13 protein-coding genes are annotated in these 16,281 nt (G+C 56.1%); 6 read left to right on the top strand and 7 right to left on the bottom strand.

Annotation, left to right across the window (positions count from 1 at the left end):
- The first annotated feature begins 71 nt into the window (after nucleotides 1-71).
- The 3 genes from C7451_RS05710 (at nucleotide 72) to C7451_RS05700 (ending at nucleotide 3,066) form a co-directional block, all read left to right on the top strand.
- Nucleotides 72-911, top strand: coding sequence for a TonB-dependent receptor domain-containing protein (locus C7451_RS05710; RefSeq protein ID WP_341866617.1), 840 nt, complete (start codon nucleotides 72-74; stop codon nucleotides 909-911).
- A 302-nt stretch (nucleotides 912-1,213) separates the two neighbouring features.
- Entirely contained in the window at nucleotides 1,214-2,191 is a 978-nt protein-coding gene (locus tag C7451_RS05705) for a phosphotransferase (protein ID WP_110297979.1), read from the top strand.
- The gene (locus C7451_RS05700; protein WP_110297978.1) at nucleotides 2,188-3,066 is read left to right on the top strand and encodes a nucleoside hydrolase; all 879 of its coding nucleotides are present in this window, start codon (nucleotides 2,188-2,190) and stop codon (nucleotides 3,064-3,066) included. The genes C7451_RS05705 and C7451_RS05700 overlap by 4 nt, the downstream gene beginning before the upstream one ends.
- A gap of 41 nt (nucleotides 3,067-3,107) precedes the next feature.
- On the opposite strand, the gene C7451_RS05695 is transcribed toward C7451_RS05700, so the two are convergent.
- From C7451_RS05695 to C7451_RS05670, 6 genes are all read right to left on the bottom strand, one after another.
- Entirely contained in the window at nucleotides 3,108-6,152 is a 3,045-nt protein-coding gene (locus C7451_RS05695) for a TonB-dependent receptor (RefSeq protein WP_110297977.1), read from the bottom strand.
- Between the two features lie 196 nt (nucleotides 6,153-6,348).
- Nucleotides 6,349-6,975 carry an ATP-binding cassette domain-containing protein gene (locus tag C7451_RS05690; RefSeq protein ID WP_110297976.1) on the bottom strand — a complete coding sequence of 209 codons (627 nt, stop codon included), beginning with the start codon at nucleotides 6,973-6,975 and terminating at the stop codon, nucleotides 6,349-6,351.
- Nucleotides 6,972-8,663, bottom strand: a complete 1,692-nt coding sequence (locus C7451_RS05685) for an ABC transporter permease (RefSeq protein WP_146215293.1) — start codon at nucleotides 8,661-8,663, stop codon at nucleotides 6,972-6,974. The genes C7451_RS05690 and C7451_RS05685 overlap by 4 nt, the downstream gene beginning before the upstream one ends.
- Complete coding sequence (locus C7451_RS05680) at nucleotides 8,660-9,904, bottom strand: ABC transporter substrate-binding protein (RefSeq protein WP_110298021.1); 1,245 nt, start codon at nucleotides 9,902-9,904, stop codon at nucleotides 8,660-8,662. The genes C7451_RS05685 and C7451_RS05680 overlap by 4 nt, the downstream gene beginning before the upstream one ends.
- 37 nt (nucleotides 9,905-9,941) lie before the next feature.
- Nucleotides 9,942-10,577, bottom strand: a complete 636-nt coding sequence (locus tag C7451_RS05675; protein WP_110297974.1) for a hypothetical protein — start codon at nucleotides 10,575-10,577, stop codon at nucleotides 9,942-9,944.
- A 12-nt stretch (nucleotides 10,578-10,589) separates the two neighbouring features.
- Complete coding sequence (locus C7451_RS05670) at nucleotides 10,590-11,222, bottom strand: hypothetical protein (RefSeq protein ID WP_110297973.1); 633 nt, start codon at nucleotides 11,220-11,222, stop codon at nucleotides 10,590-10,592.
- Nucleotides 11,223-12,120: 898 nt separating this feature from the next.
- Between C7451_RS05670 and C7451_RS05665 the strand changes: the two genes are divergently transcribed.
- The 3 genes from C7451_RS05665 to C7451_RS05655 all read left to right on the top strand — a co-directional run bounded on the left by C7451_RS05665 (nucleotide 12,121) and on the right by C7451_RS05655 (nucleotide 15,050).
- Entirely contained in the window at nucleotides 12,121-13,149 is a 1,029-nt protein-coding gene (locus tag C7451_RS05665; protein ID WP_146215292.1) for a hypothetical protein, read from the top strand.
- A 346-nt stretch (nucleotides 13,150-13,495) separates the two neighbouring features.
- Nucleotides 13,496-13,858: a hypothetical protein gene (locus C7451_RS05660; protein ID WP_208625147.1), complete on the top strand. Its 363-nt coding sequence runs from the start codon at nucleotides 13,496-13,498 to the stop codon at nucleotides 13,856-13,858.
- Nucleotides 13,827-15,050 (top strand): IS256 family transposase, encoded by a 1,224-nt coding sequence (locus tag C7451_RS05655; protein WP_110297971.1) that lies wholly within the window; start codon nucleotides 13,827-13,829, stop codon nucleotides 15,048-15,050. The genes C7451_RS05660 and C7451_RS05655 overlap by 32 nt, the downstream gene beginning before the upstream one ends.
- A 340-nt stretch (nucleotides 15,051-15,390) precedes the next feature.
- Here C7451_RS05655 and C7451_RS05645 read toward each other — a convergent pair whose 3' ends face one another.
- Nucleotides 15,391-15,936, bottom strand: coding sequence for a hypothetical protein (locus tag C7451_RS05645; protein ID WP_110297970.1), 546 nt, complete (start codon nucleotides 15,934-15,936; stop codon nucleotides 15,391-15,393).
- Nucleotides 15,937-16,281 lie beyond the last annotated feature (345 nt).

The following is a 16,281-nucleotide window of genomic DNA, read 5'->3' as shown; positions in this document are numbered from 1 at the left end:
TTTGGAATGCTGGAGTCGTCGACGCATAGAGTCGACCCATAAGTGCGCGCAGAGACGCTTAGCGTATATCTGTGCCCGTTCTATGTCCTGACCCCTATCTGGGTTACGATGTCGATGCGGGTCTTGCAGCAAACGCAGGCAGAGGCTCGGATGTCTTGCTGGCGCCCAAGGCAGGGATCGCGTGGCGCGCGGCAGACGGCGTCGAACTCTATGCGAATTATGGCGAGTCCTTCCACACCAACGATGTGCGCGGAGCAACCATTTCGGTCGATCCGGTATCGGGTCTCCCAGCTGATCGGGTCCCTGTGTTTGCGCGCGCCAAGGGCACCGAGATCGGCGGGCGCATCGAACGCGATACCTTCAATCTGGCCTTGGTGGGCTTTTATCTTGATCTGGAATCGGAACTGGTCTTCGTCGGTGATGCCGGCGCAACAGAGCCCAATGACGCCACGCGGCGCTATGGGATCGAAGCCAACGCGTTCTGGCGGCCGTTGCCCTGGCTGGCACTGGATGCTGCCTATGCCTACACTTATGCCAGGTTCAGGGGCGTGCCTGCGGGTTTGACGCGCATTCCGGGATCAGTCGCCGAAGTCATTTCTGGCGGTGCCACCGCAAGCCCGGTCGCCGGTCTCGACATCACGCTGCGGGTTCGCCACTTCGGCAAGGCTCCTCTGATTGAAGACGGCTCAGTTGCATCCGACCCCACCACGCTCATCAATCTGGCGGCGTATTACACACTCGGACCGATCCGCATCGGGGCCGAGCTTTTCAACATTTTCGATGCCCAGGATGCCGACATCACCTATTTCTACGAATCTCAACTGCCTTCGGAAACCGTATCGGTCGCGGACCGTCATTTCCATCCGGTGGAGCCGCGTCAGGTGCGGTTCTTGGCGCGCTGGAGCTTTTGAGTGACCGGACCGTTGAGGCAACGAGGCCGAAATTTGGAAAAAAGCAAATGGCACCTAAGCGCTCTTCGGTAGCTGTGACTATAAGTATGCCTCGCCTGATCAGGCTGCAGAGCACGACAGACTGGCCGCAATAACCGGTTCTAGATATTCACATCGTGGCGAGCCATCACCGCATTTAGGGCGCTTAGCCGAATGGCCGCCTTCGACGCTTCCGGTGACGTGAACTCCTGATTTCCCGCCTCTTGTTGAGTAGCTATAAACTGCTATTCGATCAGAATTCAAGCCTTGGGGATGCGCATTTGATGTCAGAGAGTTCAACACTAGCCGCAGCAGATGTGCTTGCGGTGCTTGGTTGGCTGCCCGACGGTCGTCATGTCGCTTCGGCGGCCATAGCTGGCGCGGGCAATATGAATTTGGTTGAGCGAGTCACATTTGATGACGGGTCAACGCTGATTTTGAAGCGCGCACGTGGTTGGGTGGAGAAATACCCCGATATCCCGGCACCAATCGAAAGGGCGGAGGTCGAAGCCGAGTTTTACGCCACAGTTGCAGGCACTGCCGCGGGCACGGCGATGCCGCAGCATCTGGGCTTTGACAAAAGCCAGGCCGCCAATCTGTTCGAGGATCTTGGCGAAGCCAGTGACGGGATGACGGCTTATTCGGGACAGCTGATTGGCGATGATGCGCTTGATGCCTTGGCCGATTGGTTGCATCAGCTGCATAATCTGAAAACCCCTGCGAACGCACGTCTTGCCAACCCGAAGATGCGGGCGCTCAACGCCATTCACATCTTCGATTATCCGCTTGACCCGGGCAATGGTTTTGATCTCGATTCGATCACGCCCGGACTGCAGGCCGTGGCAGACCGGCTCAAACATGATGGTGAATTTGTTGCGGCGGTAAGAAGGGTCAGTGAACGCTATCTTGGTGATGGGCCGGGGGTCCTGCTTCATGGCGATCTGTATCCGGGAAGCTGGCTGACCACGCCAAACGGCTTGTTTCTGATTGACCCCGAATTTTGCTGGATCGGCCCGCGCGAATGGGATGTTGGGGTGCTGATTGCGCATCTCCGGCTGAGCGGTCAGCCTGAGGCGTCCACTGAGCGGCTGATCACCCGCTACAACGATGCCCTTGATCAGGCGTTGATGAACAAGGTCTGCGGGATTGAGATCATGCGGCGGTTGATCGGCGTCGCGCAGCTACCGCTGACACTTGACCTAGCGGCAAAGACAGCATTGCTTGATGAGGCTCGGACTCTTGTCCTAGCATCGACGATATGAGCGCGCCACGCCGCGTCTGGATCGATACCGATCCGGCCATTACGGCGGGCAATGGCGAGGTTGACGATGCCTTTGCGCTCATTCAGGCATTGCGTTCGCCCGAACTAGAAATCGTCGGGATTTCGGCAGTGTTCGGTAACACCGATATTGACCATACTTACGCGATGGCGCTGGAGATCGTAACCCGCGCAGGGCGCGGCGATGTGCCTGTCTATCGCGGTTGCGGCATAGCAGGTGATCGCAGCCCCAACGCGGCCACGCGCGCGCTTGCCGCAGCATTGACCGATGCGCCGCTCACCATTCTTGCGCTGGGGCCGCTCACCACGATTGCAGCAACGCTTGGGCAGCCAGATGCCAAGCGCGAAAATGTGGAAGAGATCGTTTTCGTGGGGGGGCGGCGCGAAGGCCTCGAATTTCGGGCGACGCCAACACAGCAAAACCAATTTGGCGATATGAATTTTGAATGTGATACCGCCGCCGCATCCGCGTTGCTGGCGCTCGACATCCCGATCACGCTCGCTGGATGGGAAGTCTGTGCGGAAATGTGGCTGACGCCAAATGACCTCGATCGGTTGCGCGATGAGGGTGACCCTTGTGCGCAGTGGCTCGCTACAAGCGCGCGTGCCTGGCAGTCAGATTGGCAACGCGAGTTTGGTGCGCCGGGATTCACGCCTTTTGACACGCTTGCAGTGGGCTGGCTGCTTATGCCCGAAGCATTTGAGACGCATAAATGGCCCAGCGAAATACGCCATGATGGCAAGCGGCCGCTGTTTGTCGTTGACCCCGCATGCGATGGCCCGGAAGTCACCTACCTGCGTGCGGTCAACAACGACATCTTTCACGACGACCTCATGACACGGCTGTTGCCCGGATAAGTGCCACGACAGGGTGTCACCGCCGGGGCTTTGACACGATCCTAAAACTTGTACGCCAGGCCGAACTGGAATTGTCGTGGCGGCCCTGCGTTGCGTTGAACGAATGGCGCACCACCACCAAACTGGATTTGGTTCGACGTCGATGCCGCGTTGGCAAAACCAGACTGATTATTGGCATTAAACAGGTTGAACACATCAGCACTGACTTCGACATTTCCTCCAAAAACCGGAACTGCGTAGCGAAGGCCGATGTCGACGGTCGTCGAAGACGGCAGCCGCGCAGAATTTCGAGTCGCACCGGGGAATCTGTCGGAGTTGCCGACGAAATTCTCGCCGAACGACTGTCCATCGCCGTTTAGATCCTGCGTACCAAACACGCTCCCATCTGGGACAAGATTGACCGGCTGGCCAGACTGAAACAGCAGCGCACCCGTCGCTGTCAAGCCCCTGATCGGATAAAGGAAGCCAACCGCCGAAATCACATGACGCCGGTCGTTGGCAGATGGGCCGTTATCAACACTGAAATCATTGGCATTGGACGCACGGAAGTTTATGTCATCGGTGTTGTTCGTCAGTTTTGACAATGTATAGGAAAGACGGAAGGCATAGTCATCATCACCGCGAACCTTGTTCACTTGTAAATTGACCGCACGGTAGAGCGATTTTCCTTCGGTTTCGGAAACCGTGATCTGGCGAGCGCCGCCTGCAACCAGCCCGACAGGCCGGGTCGCGTCCGCCGCCGCTTGTGATCGAACCAGCCCCAGCTGTTGTGCCAGAACCAGCCGAGCCGCATTGTCCGGCAGACCGCGGAGTGTGGCAATATTGGCAGCCGTCAAGTTAGCGGCATTTGGAACAAATGAAGTCGGTGAATTGAGATCACGCAGTCGAACGAGATTGCGCGTGCGGCTGTAGATCAGATCAATACTGGCCGTAATCGTATCGCTAACCTGATATTGGTAACCGCCACTGAGTTGCAGACTATATGGGCTATCATAGCCGAGCGGATTCAAGGTGCGCGCCTCATTGATGATGGCGGTATTGCGCAGAGCCTGTACGGCTGACGCTGGCGGGCAGGCACTCACCGTCGCACAGGCAGGAGACACCGTCAGGTTGCCATCAAACGTGACCCTGGCAAGATCGGTGTCTGCCGGAATAATGCCCTGCGTGGCGAGTTGGCGAAGCTGGCCAACGAAGGCAGGCGACGTCGTATTGCGCTGCAGCGCGTCTGAAATCACGGCATAGATTATCTTGCTGTAAAACAGGCCGGCACCAAAACGGATTGATGAACGTGAATCCGGACGGAAATTCAACGCAAGGCGCGGCGCGAAATTATCATAGTCGCCGCCTTTTCCGCCCTTGCCCGTCAGCGAGTCGTAATCCCAACGAAGGCCGGCAGTAGCGGTGAGCTTCGATGTCACCTGCCACTCGTCCTCAAGATAGAAAGCCAGCAGGTTCTGACTGGTGCCAAAGGACTGGGGCCGCAGTTCGACGGAAAAATTGTTCACGACCGGATTCAGCGAAAGCACATCTTGCGCGCTCAGGTTGAGGCCGAGATTGCGTCCACGCAACGTCGCAAGCTGGGCAGGCGTAAGCGTAACCGTAAAGTTGCCGTCGGGATTCCCACCACCCAACAGATCGAAATTGGAACGGATGTAGTCAACGCCAATCTTTACACGGTGGTTGCCGAACCTGCGCTGGAGCCGCTGAACAGTTTGGAACGTATTTTCAATATCATTGAAAACAAAACCCGGATGACCAACCGTGCCAACGCCTAGGCCTGTTTGGTCCTGAATCGAAACCTGCGGCCCTGCAGGTACATTTGTGCGTGCATATTGGAATCGGAAACGACTATATTGCAAGCTTCCGTCATACGTCCAATCTTCACCGGCATAATTCAACGACCCGACGATAATCGTCGATGGTCTGAATTCATCAGAGCCTGCCGACGGAAATGTGTTGTTGCCGCCGCCAAGGCCGCCGCCAGGGCGTTCGATCGTGACCCGCCCGAAATTTCCCCGCAATGTCGCGGTAAGTTCATCGTTGAAACGGTGGTCCAGGCGCAACGAACCCAGCAAGAACTCGTTGTTGCCAGTCACATTCTGCGTCACCCCGAGTTGGGGTGCATCAACGAGCTGGTTGTTTTTATCACGCGTATATTCGAAGCTTGCATAGAAGAAGGTTTTGTCTTTCACGATTGGCCCGCCAACGGCAAAACCACCCTGATAGCGCTCAAAGCTCTCCCCTACCGGATTGCCGGTCAAATCGCGGCGCGGGAACGCTGAACGCGCGTCAAGCGGTCGTCCAGGCCTGATCAATGTGTAGACTTCACCGGTAAGATCGTTCGTCCCGGAAGGCGACGTGTAGTTGATAATGCCGTTGGCAGTCCGCCCGAATTCGACCGAATAACTGTTGGCGAGCACCGTGACTTCTTTGGTGAATCCGAGTGGTACGGGAAATTTTGGACCGCCAAGAAAATTCTCGTTGTTATCGAGTCCGTCGATCAGATAATTGGTTTCCAGGCCGTTTGCGCCGTTGATCGAAACGACGGGGGCTTCAGGGAAGAAGCCGGTCGACGCGACCACGTTGGGCAAGCGGATGAGCGCCTGAATAACGTCTCGGCCTTCGATCGGCAGTGCCGTCAGTGCTTCCCGGGGTAGCGACGAGGAGACTTCTGCGTTCACGGTGTTGATGCCTGTAACCGCGCGTGTGCCGGTGACAACAATGTCACTGGCCGCTTTTGCACCAACCCGGATTGTGACCGAACCTGTGAAGTTGGAGCGCAGCGAGACCGGACCTGCCGATGCGGCGTCATATCCTTCGGCTGCGGCAACCGAAACATTGTAAAGCCCGCTTGTGGCAAGCGCCTCAAGCCGAACCCTGCCGAAATCATCACTCCGCACAACACGCTTCAGGCCGATATCCGCATTTTCAATCGTTACCTCGGCATTGGCGACGGGCGCCCCGGTTTCATTGTTGACGACGTTGATTTGCAAGCCCGCCTGCTGCGCATATGCCGGAGCGGTAACGGATATAGCTGCCACGGCCGCAAGTATGTTGATCGCATTGCAGTAACGATTGTAAGACATTCGAATTTCCTTCCAAAACGCCGAGCGATTCGGGCAACCTCCTCAGGCGAATCCACTTCTAAGCTGTTTATAATTATGATCAAATAGAAATTTTATAAAGTATACTATTTTTAAGTTGCCAGGAAATTCTGAGATTCCCTTTTTTAATAAAACGTGCTTGAACTTCGATAGCAAAAGGTTTTCATTTATTAAGCTATCAAAGCGTAATTACATGATCAGACTTGTCTTGCCGATCATGCGTAACAAGCAATGCCGGAATATTTCGCCGCTTTATTGTAGAAAAAGCAAAATTGCGGACACGTTCACGCAACGTCGCGTCAAGCCGCGAAAAGGGTTCGTCAAGTAACATGGCGCGAGGCTCGGCTAGCAGCGCGCGCATCAGCGCGACACGCGCCTTTTGCCCCCCGGAAAGTGTGGCTGGGTTGCGTGCCGCAAAGCCATCGAGATCCGCTTCGACAAGTGCATCATTCACGCGCGTCTGGCGTTCACTTCGGGTTACTCCCGGCGGCACTGCAAAGGCCAGATTCTCGCCAACCGACATGTGCGCGAACAACACATCATCCTGAAACATCACCCCAATCCGCCTTCGTTCGATTGGCAGGGGCCCCATATCCTGCCCGTCGAGCGTCACCGAACCGCGCACATCGAATTCTGTGTCGAGCGAGCCGCAGATATAGGCAATCAAGCTTGATTTACCCGAACCGCTTTCGCCCATCAGCGTCACAATCTCGCCCGGTGCTATGCAGAGGCAAAGTCCGTCAAACAGGGTGCGTCCGCCAATCGCAAGGCGCACATCATTCAGAATCAGCCCCGCGCTTGTCATTGGTTCGCCCGCCCCAATCGATTCGGTGCGAGGCTGACCAGCGCCAGCGCCATGAATGGCAGCGCGGTCAGCGTGAAGGCGATCACCCCGGCCAAGCGCCGGTCAGCCCCGGAGGCCAGTGCAACCGCTTCGGTGGTCAGCGTGTCAATCTGGCCAGCGCCTGCAAATAGAGTGGGCAGATATTGACCGACGCTGACGGCAAAACCTATCGCCATGGCGGTCGCTATAGGCCGCGCGAGGAGCGGGATTTTAATCCGCACCAATGTCCGCAACCGGCTGGCACCAAGTGACCGCGCGGCAATCGCGATACGCGGATCGAGCGCGCGATATGGATCGCTCAACACAAGGAAAACATAAGGCAGCACAAACAGCAAATGCGTGAGCGTGACGGCCACCATCGTGCCGTCAAGCCAAAGCCGGTTCCACAAAAGCTGGACGCCGAACAGAAAGCTGATCTGCGGGACCAGCAGCGGCACATATAGTATGACAAGCCAACGTGATTTTGGCTGGCCGATCCCTGCCTCCAGGCAGAATATAGCAAGCGCCGTTGCAATCGCACTCGCTGCAATTGCGATGATCGCGGTTCGCCAGACAAGCAGAACAAGCGTATCGCCAGACCTGACCCACATTGCTGCTGACCACCGCTGCGGCAGGGCGCCTGGCCAGGACCAGGTTCCGGCAAAAGACCAGATGAGAAGCATCAAAATCGCGCCGACACTTGCAACGAGAGCAAGGCTGATGCCGATCCTGCCCACGCCGCCAGCGATCCGCTCTGCCCATCCTCGCCTGATGCCGTTCGTCAACGGGCCCCGCACGGCAAGGTTCACAACCATCTCTCCAAAACGCCAAAGCAGGACGGCACCGATCACGAGCAAGAGCTGAAAGATTGCAGCCACCGATGCCATCAATTGCCGCCCGGAATCAAGTTCGCGAAACCAGTCAAGCGTCATCGGTGCTAGGGGCGGCGGCGCTGCCGGGCCAAGTACTATGGCCATATCGACGATCGACAGGGCGCTGGCCAGCATGGCATAGATTGGCAGGCGTACCTGCGCATAGACTTGTGGCGCGATCACGATGAGCCAAGCGCGCGCCGGAGCATAACCCATGCTTCTTGCCGAACGCAGCAGTGATCCAGCGTTAATCTGCCCAAGCGCGCCGACGATCATCAGAACCAGAAAAAGCGACTCTTTAAGAGCTAGCGAAAGCATAAGGGCAATTGCATCGGGATCGCGAACAATCAGCAGATCGGGTGGTTGATCCCAACCCGTCGCCCAGGGCGAAATCAGCCTTGCGATCCAGCCGCTCGGAGCGATCAAAAACGCCAGCCCCACGGCAAAACTGGCATGCGGAAAGGCAAGTGCCGGTGCCAGCAAAGAACGCACAATGCCAAACGCGCGCGTGCCAAAAAGAATCGCAACACTGCAAAAACCGATGATGACAGCGATGAGCGTTGCGCCAAATCCGACCGTCAATGTGAGTCGCAGCGATTTTGTCAGTGCCGGATCGTTGAAAAAGTCGTGCCACGGATCGAATGATAGTTCAAAGCTTCCCAGCGCGGGTTGCAGCCCGAAGGCTGGCAGCAATGTTCCGAACAGACCAAGAAAGATAGGCCCGATAAAAACCGCGAGTGTCAGCGGCAGCGCCCAGCCAAATGGGTTTCGAGCAAAAGCCGCCTTTACTGGCCTCACGTTGCGTAGCGCGCGCGCCAGGCGTCTCCCAACGCCAGCATCCAGCTTGGATGCGGTTCGGCAAGCGCACGCGCAAGCGACTTTTCGTCTGGCAGAGCCGAACCTTTTGGCAGCGCCTCAAAGAGTTGTCTTTGTGCTGGCGTGATTGCCGCAAGGTTCAATACTGTTGCATCGCCCCACACCCTGGGATCAGCCTTGCGAGCCTGTGCTTCTGGCGAAAGCAGAAAATTGGCAACAACCATTGCGCCTGCTTTGGCCGATGAATTGAACGGGATGGCCTGGAAATGGGTGTTCTGAATTGTTCCACCGTCGAGAATATATGCGCGCGTTGTCGGCGGCAACAAGCCCGCATTGACTGCATTCAACGCTTCTGCAGGGTTGAACGCAAATGCGATGTCAATTTCCTGATCTTCAAGCAATTGCCGCAGACTGGGATAGTCGGGCGGGTAACTTTTTCCGCCCCGCCAGGCAACGGGATGAAGCTGGTTGAGAAAGGCCCAAAGCGGGGCGGTTTGGCCATCGAACCCGGCTTTATCGACGGGCTTGTAAAACGGAGTGCGATCCACCGATAGCTCAAGCAAAGCCTGTTTAAGAAATGTCACGCCGGTGAAATCTGGCGGTGCTGGATAGGCAAATCTACCCGGATTGTTTTTCGCCCAGGCCAGCATTGCCGGAATAGTCCGGGGCGGGCTGGCAAGCTTTGCAGCGTCATGAAAAAACGCCAGCTGCGCCATGCCCCAAGGCGACTCATAGCCCTCAGTAGGCAGCGTAAAATCGGTGATCGTTGATGGCTTGCCCTTCACATCAACCAGTTCCCAGTTGGGCAAGCGTTCGGCAAACGGCCCCCACAACAGCCCCAGCTCTTTGGCCGCCGAGAAGTTTTCGCCATTGAGCCAGATGAGATCGTTGCGCCCGCCACTCGTGCGCCCGCCCGACTTGTCTGCAAGCAACGTCTGGATGAACGCGGTGGTATCGCTTGTTTTGACATGGCTGAGATCAATGCCGTACCGCGCCTTCACCGTTTCCGACGCCCATTTGATATAGTCGTTGATTTTGGGATCGCCGGCCCAAGCTTGCCAGTTAACCGTCTGGCCGCGTGCCATTTTTTCAATATCACGCCAGGGGGTGGCTGCGCCTATGCGCTCCTCGGCAGGTTTGGCGCAGGCAGAAAGCATCACAGGCGCAACCAACAGGCCAAGGCCCAGTTCGCGGCGCGTAAGGCCGAACGGCGCATTTGTCATGATTTCACTCTGGCGGCTGGTTGGCGTCGATACGCTGTTATGCGGCCAGCCCAATCCGCCAGTCAATCTCAACCCTGCCCTGGGGACGCACATCGCACAGCCAGTTCACCAGATTATCAACGTAATTGTCGAGATGGCGAATCTGCTGGACGCCATGTTCAACCAGGGGATCAAGCGTTGTGACAAGCAACTTCCCACCATATTCGCTGGTTTCCCAAGTTACGATTTCGCCAGCGCCATTGCGTTGAATAACTTGCGCGCTCACGGGAACTGCAGTGTAGATGCCGTGCGTGTGCCAGCATGCGTGACGTGGAATAAGCCCGCTATAAACCGGATGGCTATAATCGGTTTGCGCAGCGGGCGGGTTGCCTGGATCAGTCACCCACCAATAGTTATTGACGGGGCGATCCTCCCAGGTCGCGTCAAGCCACGTCGAATCGCCTTCGACAAACACTTTCCCGCCACGCGCCAGAACCGAAAAAACGTCGTCTTTCAGGGCCTTCATTGCAGTTTGATGCGATTGGAACGGCACAACAATCGCCTGATAACCGTCCAGATCACCAGCTTTGATGTCGTGGACATAAAGCAAGTCTAAGATTTCACGATATTTAGGCGCGTTTGCCACAGCATAATGTGACCACACTCCGTTGTAGATCATTGCAATGCAGGCCATCAGCCATCCCTTCTATTGAACACGCGCAAGTTTCAAAAAGTTGTCGTAAAGCCGGTTGATGGCAATTCCGCTAGGACTGGTATCATCACCGGCCCACGGGCCAATCGGGCCGCTGGCCGTAAGCGCAATGGTGCCGCCGGTGGTGACCTTATCAACAACAATAATCGGGCGACCCCAGCTATCTTCCAGAATAACATCGGCGCCCGGCGCTGCATTTATGTAACCGCATGCCCACCAGCCACTGATCCCGTGGCGATAAGTCAGGGCGTCAATGTCAACGCCATTCATCACACCAAACCGGTCGCTGACAAGCCGATAGCGGACATCGATGGTGCGGTGGTCATTAGACATCACCCATTCATTGCCAGGCACCCAAGGTGTAACCCACCCGTCGCAGCAGATGAGCGTACCCCCGCGATCAAGAAATGTCCGGATTGGCACACTGACGCGGCCGAGCGCGACATTATCCGAACCATTGGGAACGAGCAGAATATCGACGCTGCTGAGATCAAGCGTAAAATGCGCACCAATTTCAGCGGCGCAAAAATCAACGTCTGGCCCGCCAAGATAGCCATTTTCGCCGCCAATCCCGTTTGACACCACAGTGCCTCGCAGCAGCGGGCTATTGATCGACGTCGTGGTCATATCAACGCTTATGGATTGATATGGGTGCAGGATCAATAATCTCTCCAAGATTTGCTGCCTTGAATCCGCTGTAGCAGTTCGGCGCGGTTTATTCGCTTGGGCGGGATCGAAAATGCTTTCTGACTTCCCGTCAGTTCGTATATGGCCGAGGCTTTGTTTGGATCCAGCGAGTATGTGGTCCATTGCCCGCTACGGGGCCGTGATGTTCTCTATGATTGGATGGCAGATTTCTGGAACCTGCCAGAATGTTGGAAACGGCAACAATGGTGAGCCAAAGCGGGCCGGGCTTCTTTAAACAACAGCCAGGTTTCCGCGCTCACACCTTCAATAGCGCACTCTCTGCACCGACCGCAATTGCCGCCATCCAAAGGAAGCTCGGTCTAAGTCCGCTTTCAGGTAACCAGCCGCGATGCCTCGACGACCGTGATTAGGGCACCTTTCCGACTGTCCGCTTCGAAGTTCCCCATCGACAGGTTATGGCAGGACCGGACATTCAAGACGGCAGACAGCAGCGACCGAAATGGGGTCGACTGCTGCCGGTTGTCCTGAAGGGGGTGAAGTGGGACATTTCAGACATTTCTGGCAGAGCCTCTAAACGTCACTTTGCGCCAGGAGCTGACATTCGTGTGGGTCGTGAAGATGCGTCGTTGAACGGCAGAGATTGGGCCGTACCGGACTGGCGGCTTGCGAGAGAGGGAACCGCAAAGTGGGACATATTCGCTACGGCAAGCTAAATGACTCTCTGTGATCGAAGATAGTTCCTTTTTGCAAGCTAGGCTTTACAATAAAAGCCACAATCATTAAGGGTGCGTTTGGCTGCATACTGCTCATTCATTGATCATCGATCGTCTTGAATATGTGCCAGTAGCCCGGAGACTGGGACGGGTAGATAGGCAAGATGTCTATTAGCGTTAAATTGAAAGCCACTTGGGATGGTCTTCGTGCGACTTTGTCCGAGCTGTACCCAGTACTAAAACAGCCGATCACTGTACTAATTTGTCTGTTGATCGTTTTGGGCATTGGAGGAGTGGCGTTTAAAGTTGTGGACAAGGCGTCGGACAAGATCGCCGCTGGCGTCAGCGATGCGATTTTGCCGGGCACAGCACCTTCCGCGCCGCCAAGCCGTCTCGCCATCATTTCCATGCACCTTCTTAACGATCGTTCGGCTTTGTTGCCTCCCGAAGGCCCTCCAGCAAGCATAGATCGCGTTAGCAAATTTGGGGACGGTAGCGGATTTAAGGGTTGCATTACGAGCAGTCCCGACCAGGCCATACCGTTCCTTGCCCGCGCTGTTCGGGAGCTTTCGGATTTCAAAATCAACACAGCGGTTGCCGCCGTGCTGCGCGTGAAGCGGTCGGGAAACGTCTATGGCGAGCGAGAGGAAACGAGGCACGAGAATGGCGCTCTAGACGCCGAGATCGATCTTGGAAGAGCCATGGCCAGGATGGACCTGCCATTTAGCGATGAGTTTTTTGATAAGCTTGTCGCTGAGGTGTCAACGAGTAGTCCGAGCTACACCCTGGTTACGGGAGCAAGCGAAGCACCTGTTATTGAGTTCGTACTTCAAAATGAAGGCCAGCAATCTGTCCTACTCACCGACATTGGCGTGAAAATTCTCGCGACTAGCGATCCTCCACAGCTTGAAGAGGGTTCTTCCTCGCAGTTAGATGGTGCTCACATCCTTCCTGTCGTCGCCGAGGTAAACATTATTGAGAAGGGGTCGTCGCGTGGAAGCATCTTTAAATTGGACGATCCAATCGTTATTCCCGCGAGAGGGTTTGCAAGGCTTAAAGTGACGTTGCAATTTAATCAGATTGACGGAGTGGGCGTCGGCGGATGGTCAGCCCAGCTGAAGTTTTTAGGCGGCAGCACAGAACTGGGCTTAATCAACGAGATTTGTTACATTGAGCGGCTTACCCTCTTTTAGCGAGAGCGCAGAATAAGCCGTGAACCGCGCCGGGGGTTGCCGGAGGCGCTCTCAATAGGTTATCAACAGTAAGCTTTGGTATCAGTTCCTGAGTTCAACTCAAGCAAGCTTATTGGAACGTCTGGAATTGCCCGAAGCCGTCATTTGCAGGCGGGGCGGCGAACGACTTGAACTGGGTCGATATGCGACAGAAGCAGACGGAGGGTGCCGCCACTCTGCGGGCAATAAGGTTATCTCTCGACTGAGGCGGTCTAGCTGGAAGCCCCCGATGATTTGGCGTTTGACACGTCCTGCCTGATGACCCCATCTGTCCTTTGTCCTAGGACAAAGGACAGATGGGGTCTGTATGAAAAGCCAAGACATCGTGCTTCTGCTGAAGCTGATGAGCTTGGAAGACCAGATCAAGCATGGTCAATTCGATGAGTCGACGATCTCAGATCCGTTTGCACTGCGAAGTCTTGAAGGCGAACTAGGCATCAGCAAAACCGAGATCAGCTCATCGATCCGGTGCAGTATCGCGTGTAGCTTAGCTATAAAATCCAATGATCGCGCCAAGGTGAATCGGCGAAATCTCATCGAATTCGTCCAGCACGGGCTGAAATACGTCTTCCCTGCGAAGCGGGAGTGTCCTGAATTTCGTGTGCGGGGTGGCATAATGGGTAGAAAGGATACTCTTTATGGCACGGCGCAAGGCACCTTCGATTCCTGATGATTTGCTGGACCAACTGCTGGGTGGGATGGATGCTGCCAGTGCATTGAATTCGCCTGACTGGATGAATGCGCTGAAGAAGGCTTTGGCAGAGCGGGCACTGAGCGCGGAGATGGATTACCATCTTAGCGATGAGACAGAAGCCGAGAACAGCCGTAATGGCTATGGGCGCAAAACAGTTTCGACGGGCACCGGCAAGATTGAGCTTGAGATTCCGCGTGACCGGGCAGGCAGTTTCGATCCGCAATTGATCGCGAAGTATCATCGCCGTTTTCCAGGCTTCGATGACAAGATTATCTCATTGTATGCGCGGGGCATGAGTACGCGGGAGATCACCGAGCATCTGCGGGAAATCTACGGCATGGATGCCTCGGCAGACCTTATCAGCACGATCACAGACGCCGTTCTGGACGAGGTTGCCGCCTGGCAGCAACGACCGCTGGATTCGGTGTATCCGTTGGTTTTCTTTGACGCGATCCGGGTCAAGGTCCGCGACGAGGGACTGGTCCGCAACAAGGCAATCCATATTGCGCTCGGCGTCATGGCCAATGGGACCAAGGTTGTTCTGGGCATGTGGATCGAACAGAATGAAGGCGCCAAGTTCTGGCTGCGGGTCATGAATGAGCTCAAGAACCGCGGCGTCGAAGACATCCTGCTGGCCGTCGTTGACGGGCTCAAAGGCTTTCCAGAGGCCATCACTGCGGTATTTCCCGAGACGATCGTGCAGACGTGCATTGTCCATCTGCTCAGAAATTCCATGGATTTCGTATCATACAAGGACCGCAAATCCATTGCGACAGCGCTTAAGGAGATTTACCGGGCTGTCGACGCCAAAGCGGCCGAAGAGGCACTCACCGCCTTCGAAGCCAGCACTTGGGGGCAGAAATATACCGCCATCGGGCAGAGCTGGCGGCGGGCTTGGGAACAAGTCATCCCATTCTTTGCATTTCCCGGCGACGTCCGCAGGATCATTTACACCACCAACGCCATTGAAGCCTTGAATTCCAAGCTGCGCCGGGCAGTTCGCGCCAGAGGCCATTTCCCCAGTGATGAGGCTGCCAGCAAACTGCTCTATCTGATCCTGCACCGCTCGGAGAAAGAATGGGTGATGCCGCCACGAGAATGGACTATGGCAAAGGCTCAATTCGCCGTGCTCTTCGGTGATCGTTTCGTTCGGGCTTTGGCGGCCTGATGTTTAACCGCCACCCCGCACACGAAATTCAGGACACTCCCTGCGAAGCCAGGCGCACCGCAGCGCGGCATCGCCACGGGCTTTGCCGCACCTATGCTGGAAGGTAAACTCGTAAGCTCCGGTGCCGACATCTATATCTGGCCCCATCACGAAGGAAGTCGGAGAGGTCTTTCAATCGCACCATTGTTCAGATCTGTCCCCGACGCAGCTCTCAAAGACGCCCGACTATACGAATTTCTGGCGCTGATCGATGCGATCAGAACCGGCAATCAGCGCGAAGCTGGTCTTGCCCAACGCAGCTTTGAGGAACGGATGGCATAGACGGCTCCGCTGGTCCTCCTCATTGGGGGTCACCATTAGTGATGCTCGCGAGGTTCCGCAGCACGTCAACCTGCTTATCCCGGTCTGCCAACAGCCGCTCGCGCTTGCCTCTCACGCGGTCACCGAAGCTGAGCCTCGCCTGCCTGAACAGATCGAACAAAGCGGCGCATGTAATCGGATCCTGACGCCATTCCGACATGGCGAGTTGGAGCAGGCTTTCGAAAAGAAAGGCGCGCTCGTCGTCGGTCGCGGTGGCCAGTGCTGCGCGGATCATCCATGCGGGGGCGGAACGCAACTCAATGGTGGCCGCCTGCCAAAGCAAGAACATGATCGGGGGGATCGTAAACAGAAAGCCGATGTAGCCCGAGCGAACGGGATCTTCGGCGAATAGCCACGTTGCCAGTATGACCGAGCATGTCAGGGAACCGGCAGCCAGAGCAGTGGCGGCAAGAATTCCGGTCCAGCGCCAACGGCGGATAGCTGAGAATACGATCCGCTCGATCAGGGTTGTGTTCGGAAGCGCGATATAGCGCAGGCCGGACGCGGTGCGTTGGTTGTTTGTCATGATGGGCCTTTCAAAACGACGGCTTGGGACAAGTGCCTCGGCCACCAATTAAGCACTGAAGCATCTACCAAGGATCGAACCCGCTGCCGGTCGAGCGGGGCGTATGATCATCATGGCTGTGATGGACATGTTGGTCGTCCCAGCGATCCAGATTCTGGCCGAAGGGATTACCGCCGACATCGACACCTCCGATTCCTGGCCCTGCCATTGGGATAGCGGTGGCAGGGTTGATGGAGATGCCCTCGTCAGAGGAGGGCCGCGGCGGGTCGCTTGATCCTGCGAATAGATCGGTCAGCCATTGGAACAATCGCATCGGTTCCTCCTGTTATTGAAGGGGCGGCGGCT

This window comes from Blastomonas natatoria (assembly GCF_003201955.1).
GTDB classification, from domain to species: Bacteria; Pseudomonadota; Alphaproteobacteria; order Sphingomonadales; family Sphingomonadaceae; genus Blastomonas; species Blastomonas natatoria.
Note: the sequence above shows the minus strand (reverse complement) of the source record. Positions and strands in the feature narration are given on the sequence as shown.

Coding starts and splice junctions, on each gene's coding strand:
- C7451_RS05665 (WP_146215292.1), top strand. CDS start 12,121: ATGTCTATTAGCGTTAAATTGAAAGCCACTTGGGATGGTCTTCGTGCG.
- C7451_RS05675 (WP_110297974.1), bottom strand. CDS start 10,577: ATGGCCTGCATTGCAATGATCTACAACGGAGTGTGGTCACATTATGCT.
- C7451_RS05705 (WP_110297979.1), top strand. CDS start 1,214: ATGTCAGAGAGTTCAACACTAGCCGCAGCAGATGTGCTTGCGGTGCTT.
- C7451_RS05695 (WP_110297977.1), bottom strand. CDS start 6,152: ATGTCTTACAATCGTTACTGCAATGCGATCAACATACTTGCGGCCGTG.
- C7451_RS05660 (WP_208625147.1), top strand. CDS start 13,496: ATGAAAAGCCAAGACATCGTGCTTCTGCTGAAGCTGATGAGCTTGGAA.
- C7451_RS05690 (WP_110297976.1), bottom strand. CDS start 6,975: ATGACAAGCGCGGGGCTGATTCTGAATGATGTGCGCCTTGCGATTGGC.
- C7451_RS05645 (WP_110297970.1), bottom strand. CDS start 15,936: ATGACAAACAACCAACGCACCGCGTCCGGCCTGCGCTATATCGCGCTT.
- C7451_RS05670 (WP_110297973.1), bottom strand. CDS start 11,222: ATGACCACGACGTCGATCAATAGCCCGCTGCTGCGAGGCACTGTGGTG.
- C7451_RS05680 (WP_110298021.1), bottom strand. CDS start 9,904: ATGACAAATGCGCCGTTCGGCCTTACGCGCCGCGAACTGGGCCTTGGC.
- C7451_RS05655 (WP_110297971.1), top strand. CDS start 13,827: ATGGCACGGCGCAAGGCACCTTCGATTCCTGATGATTTGCTGGACCAA.
- C7451_RS05700 (WP_110297978.1), top strand. CDS start 2,188: ATGAGCGCGCCACGCCGCGTCTGGATCGATACCGATCCGGCCATTACG.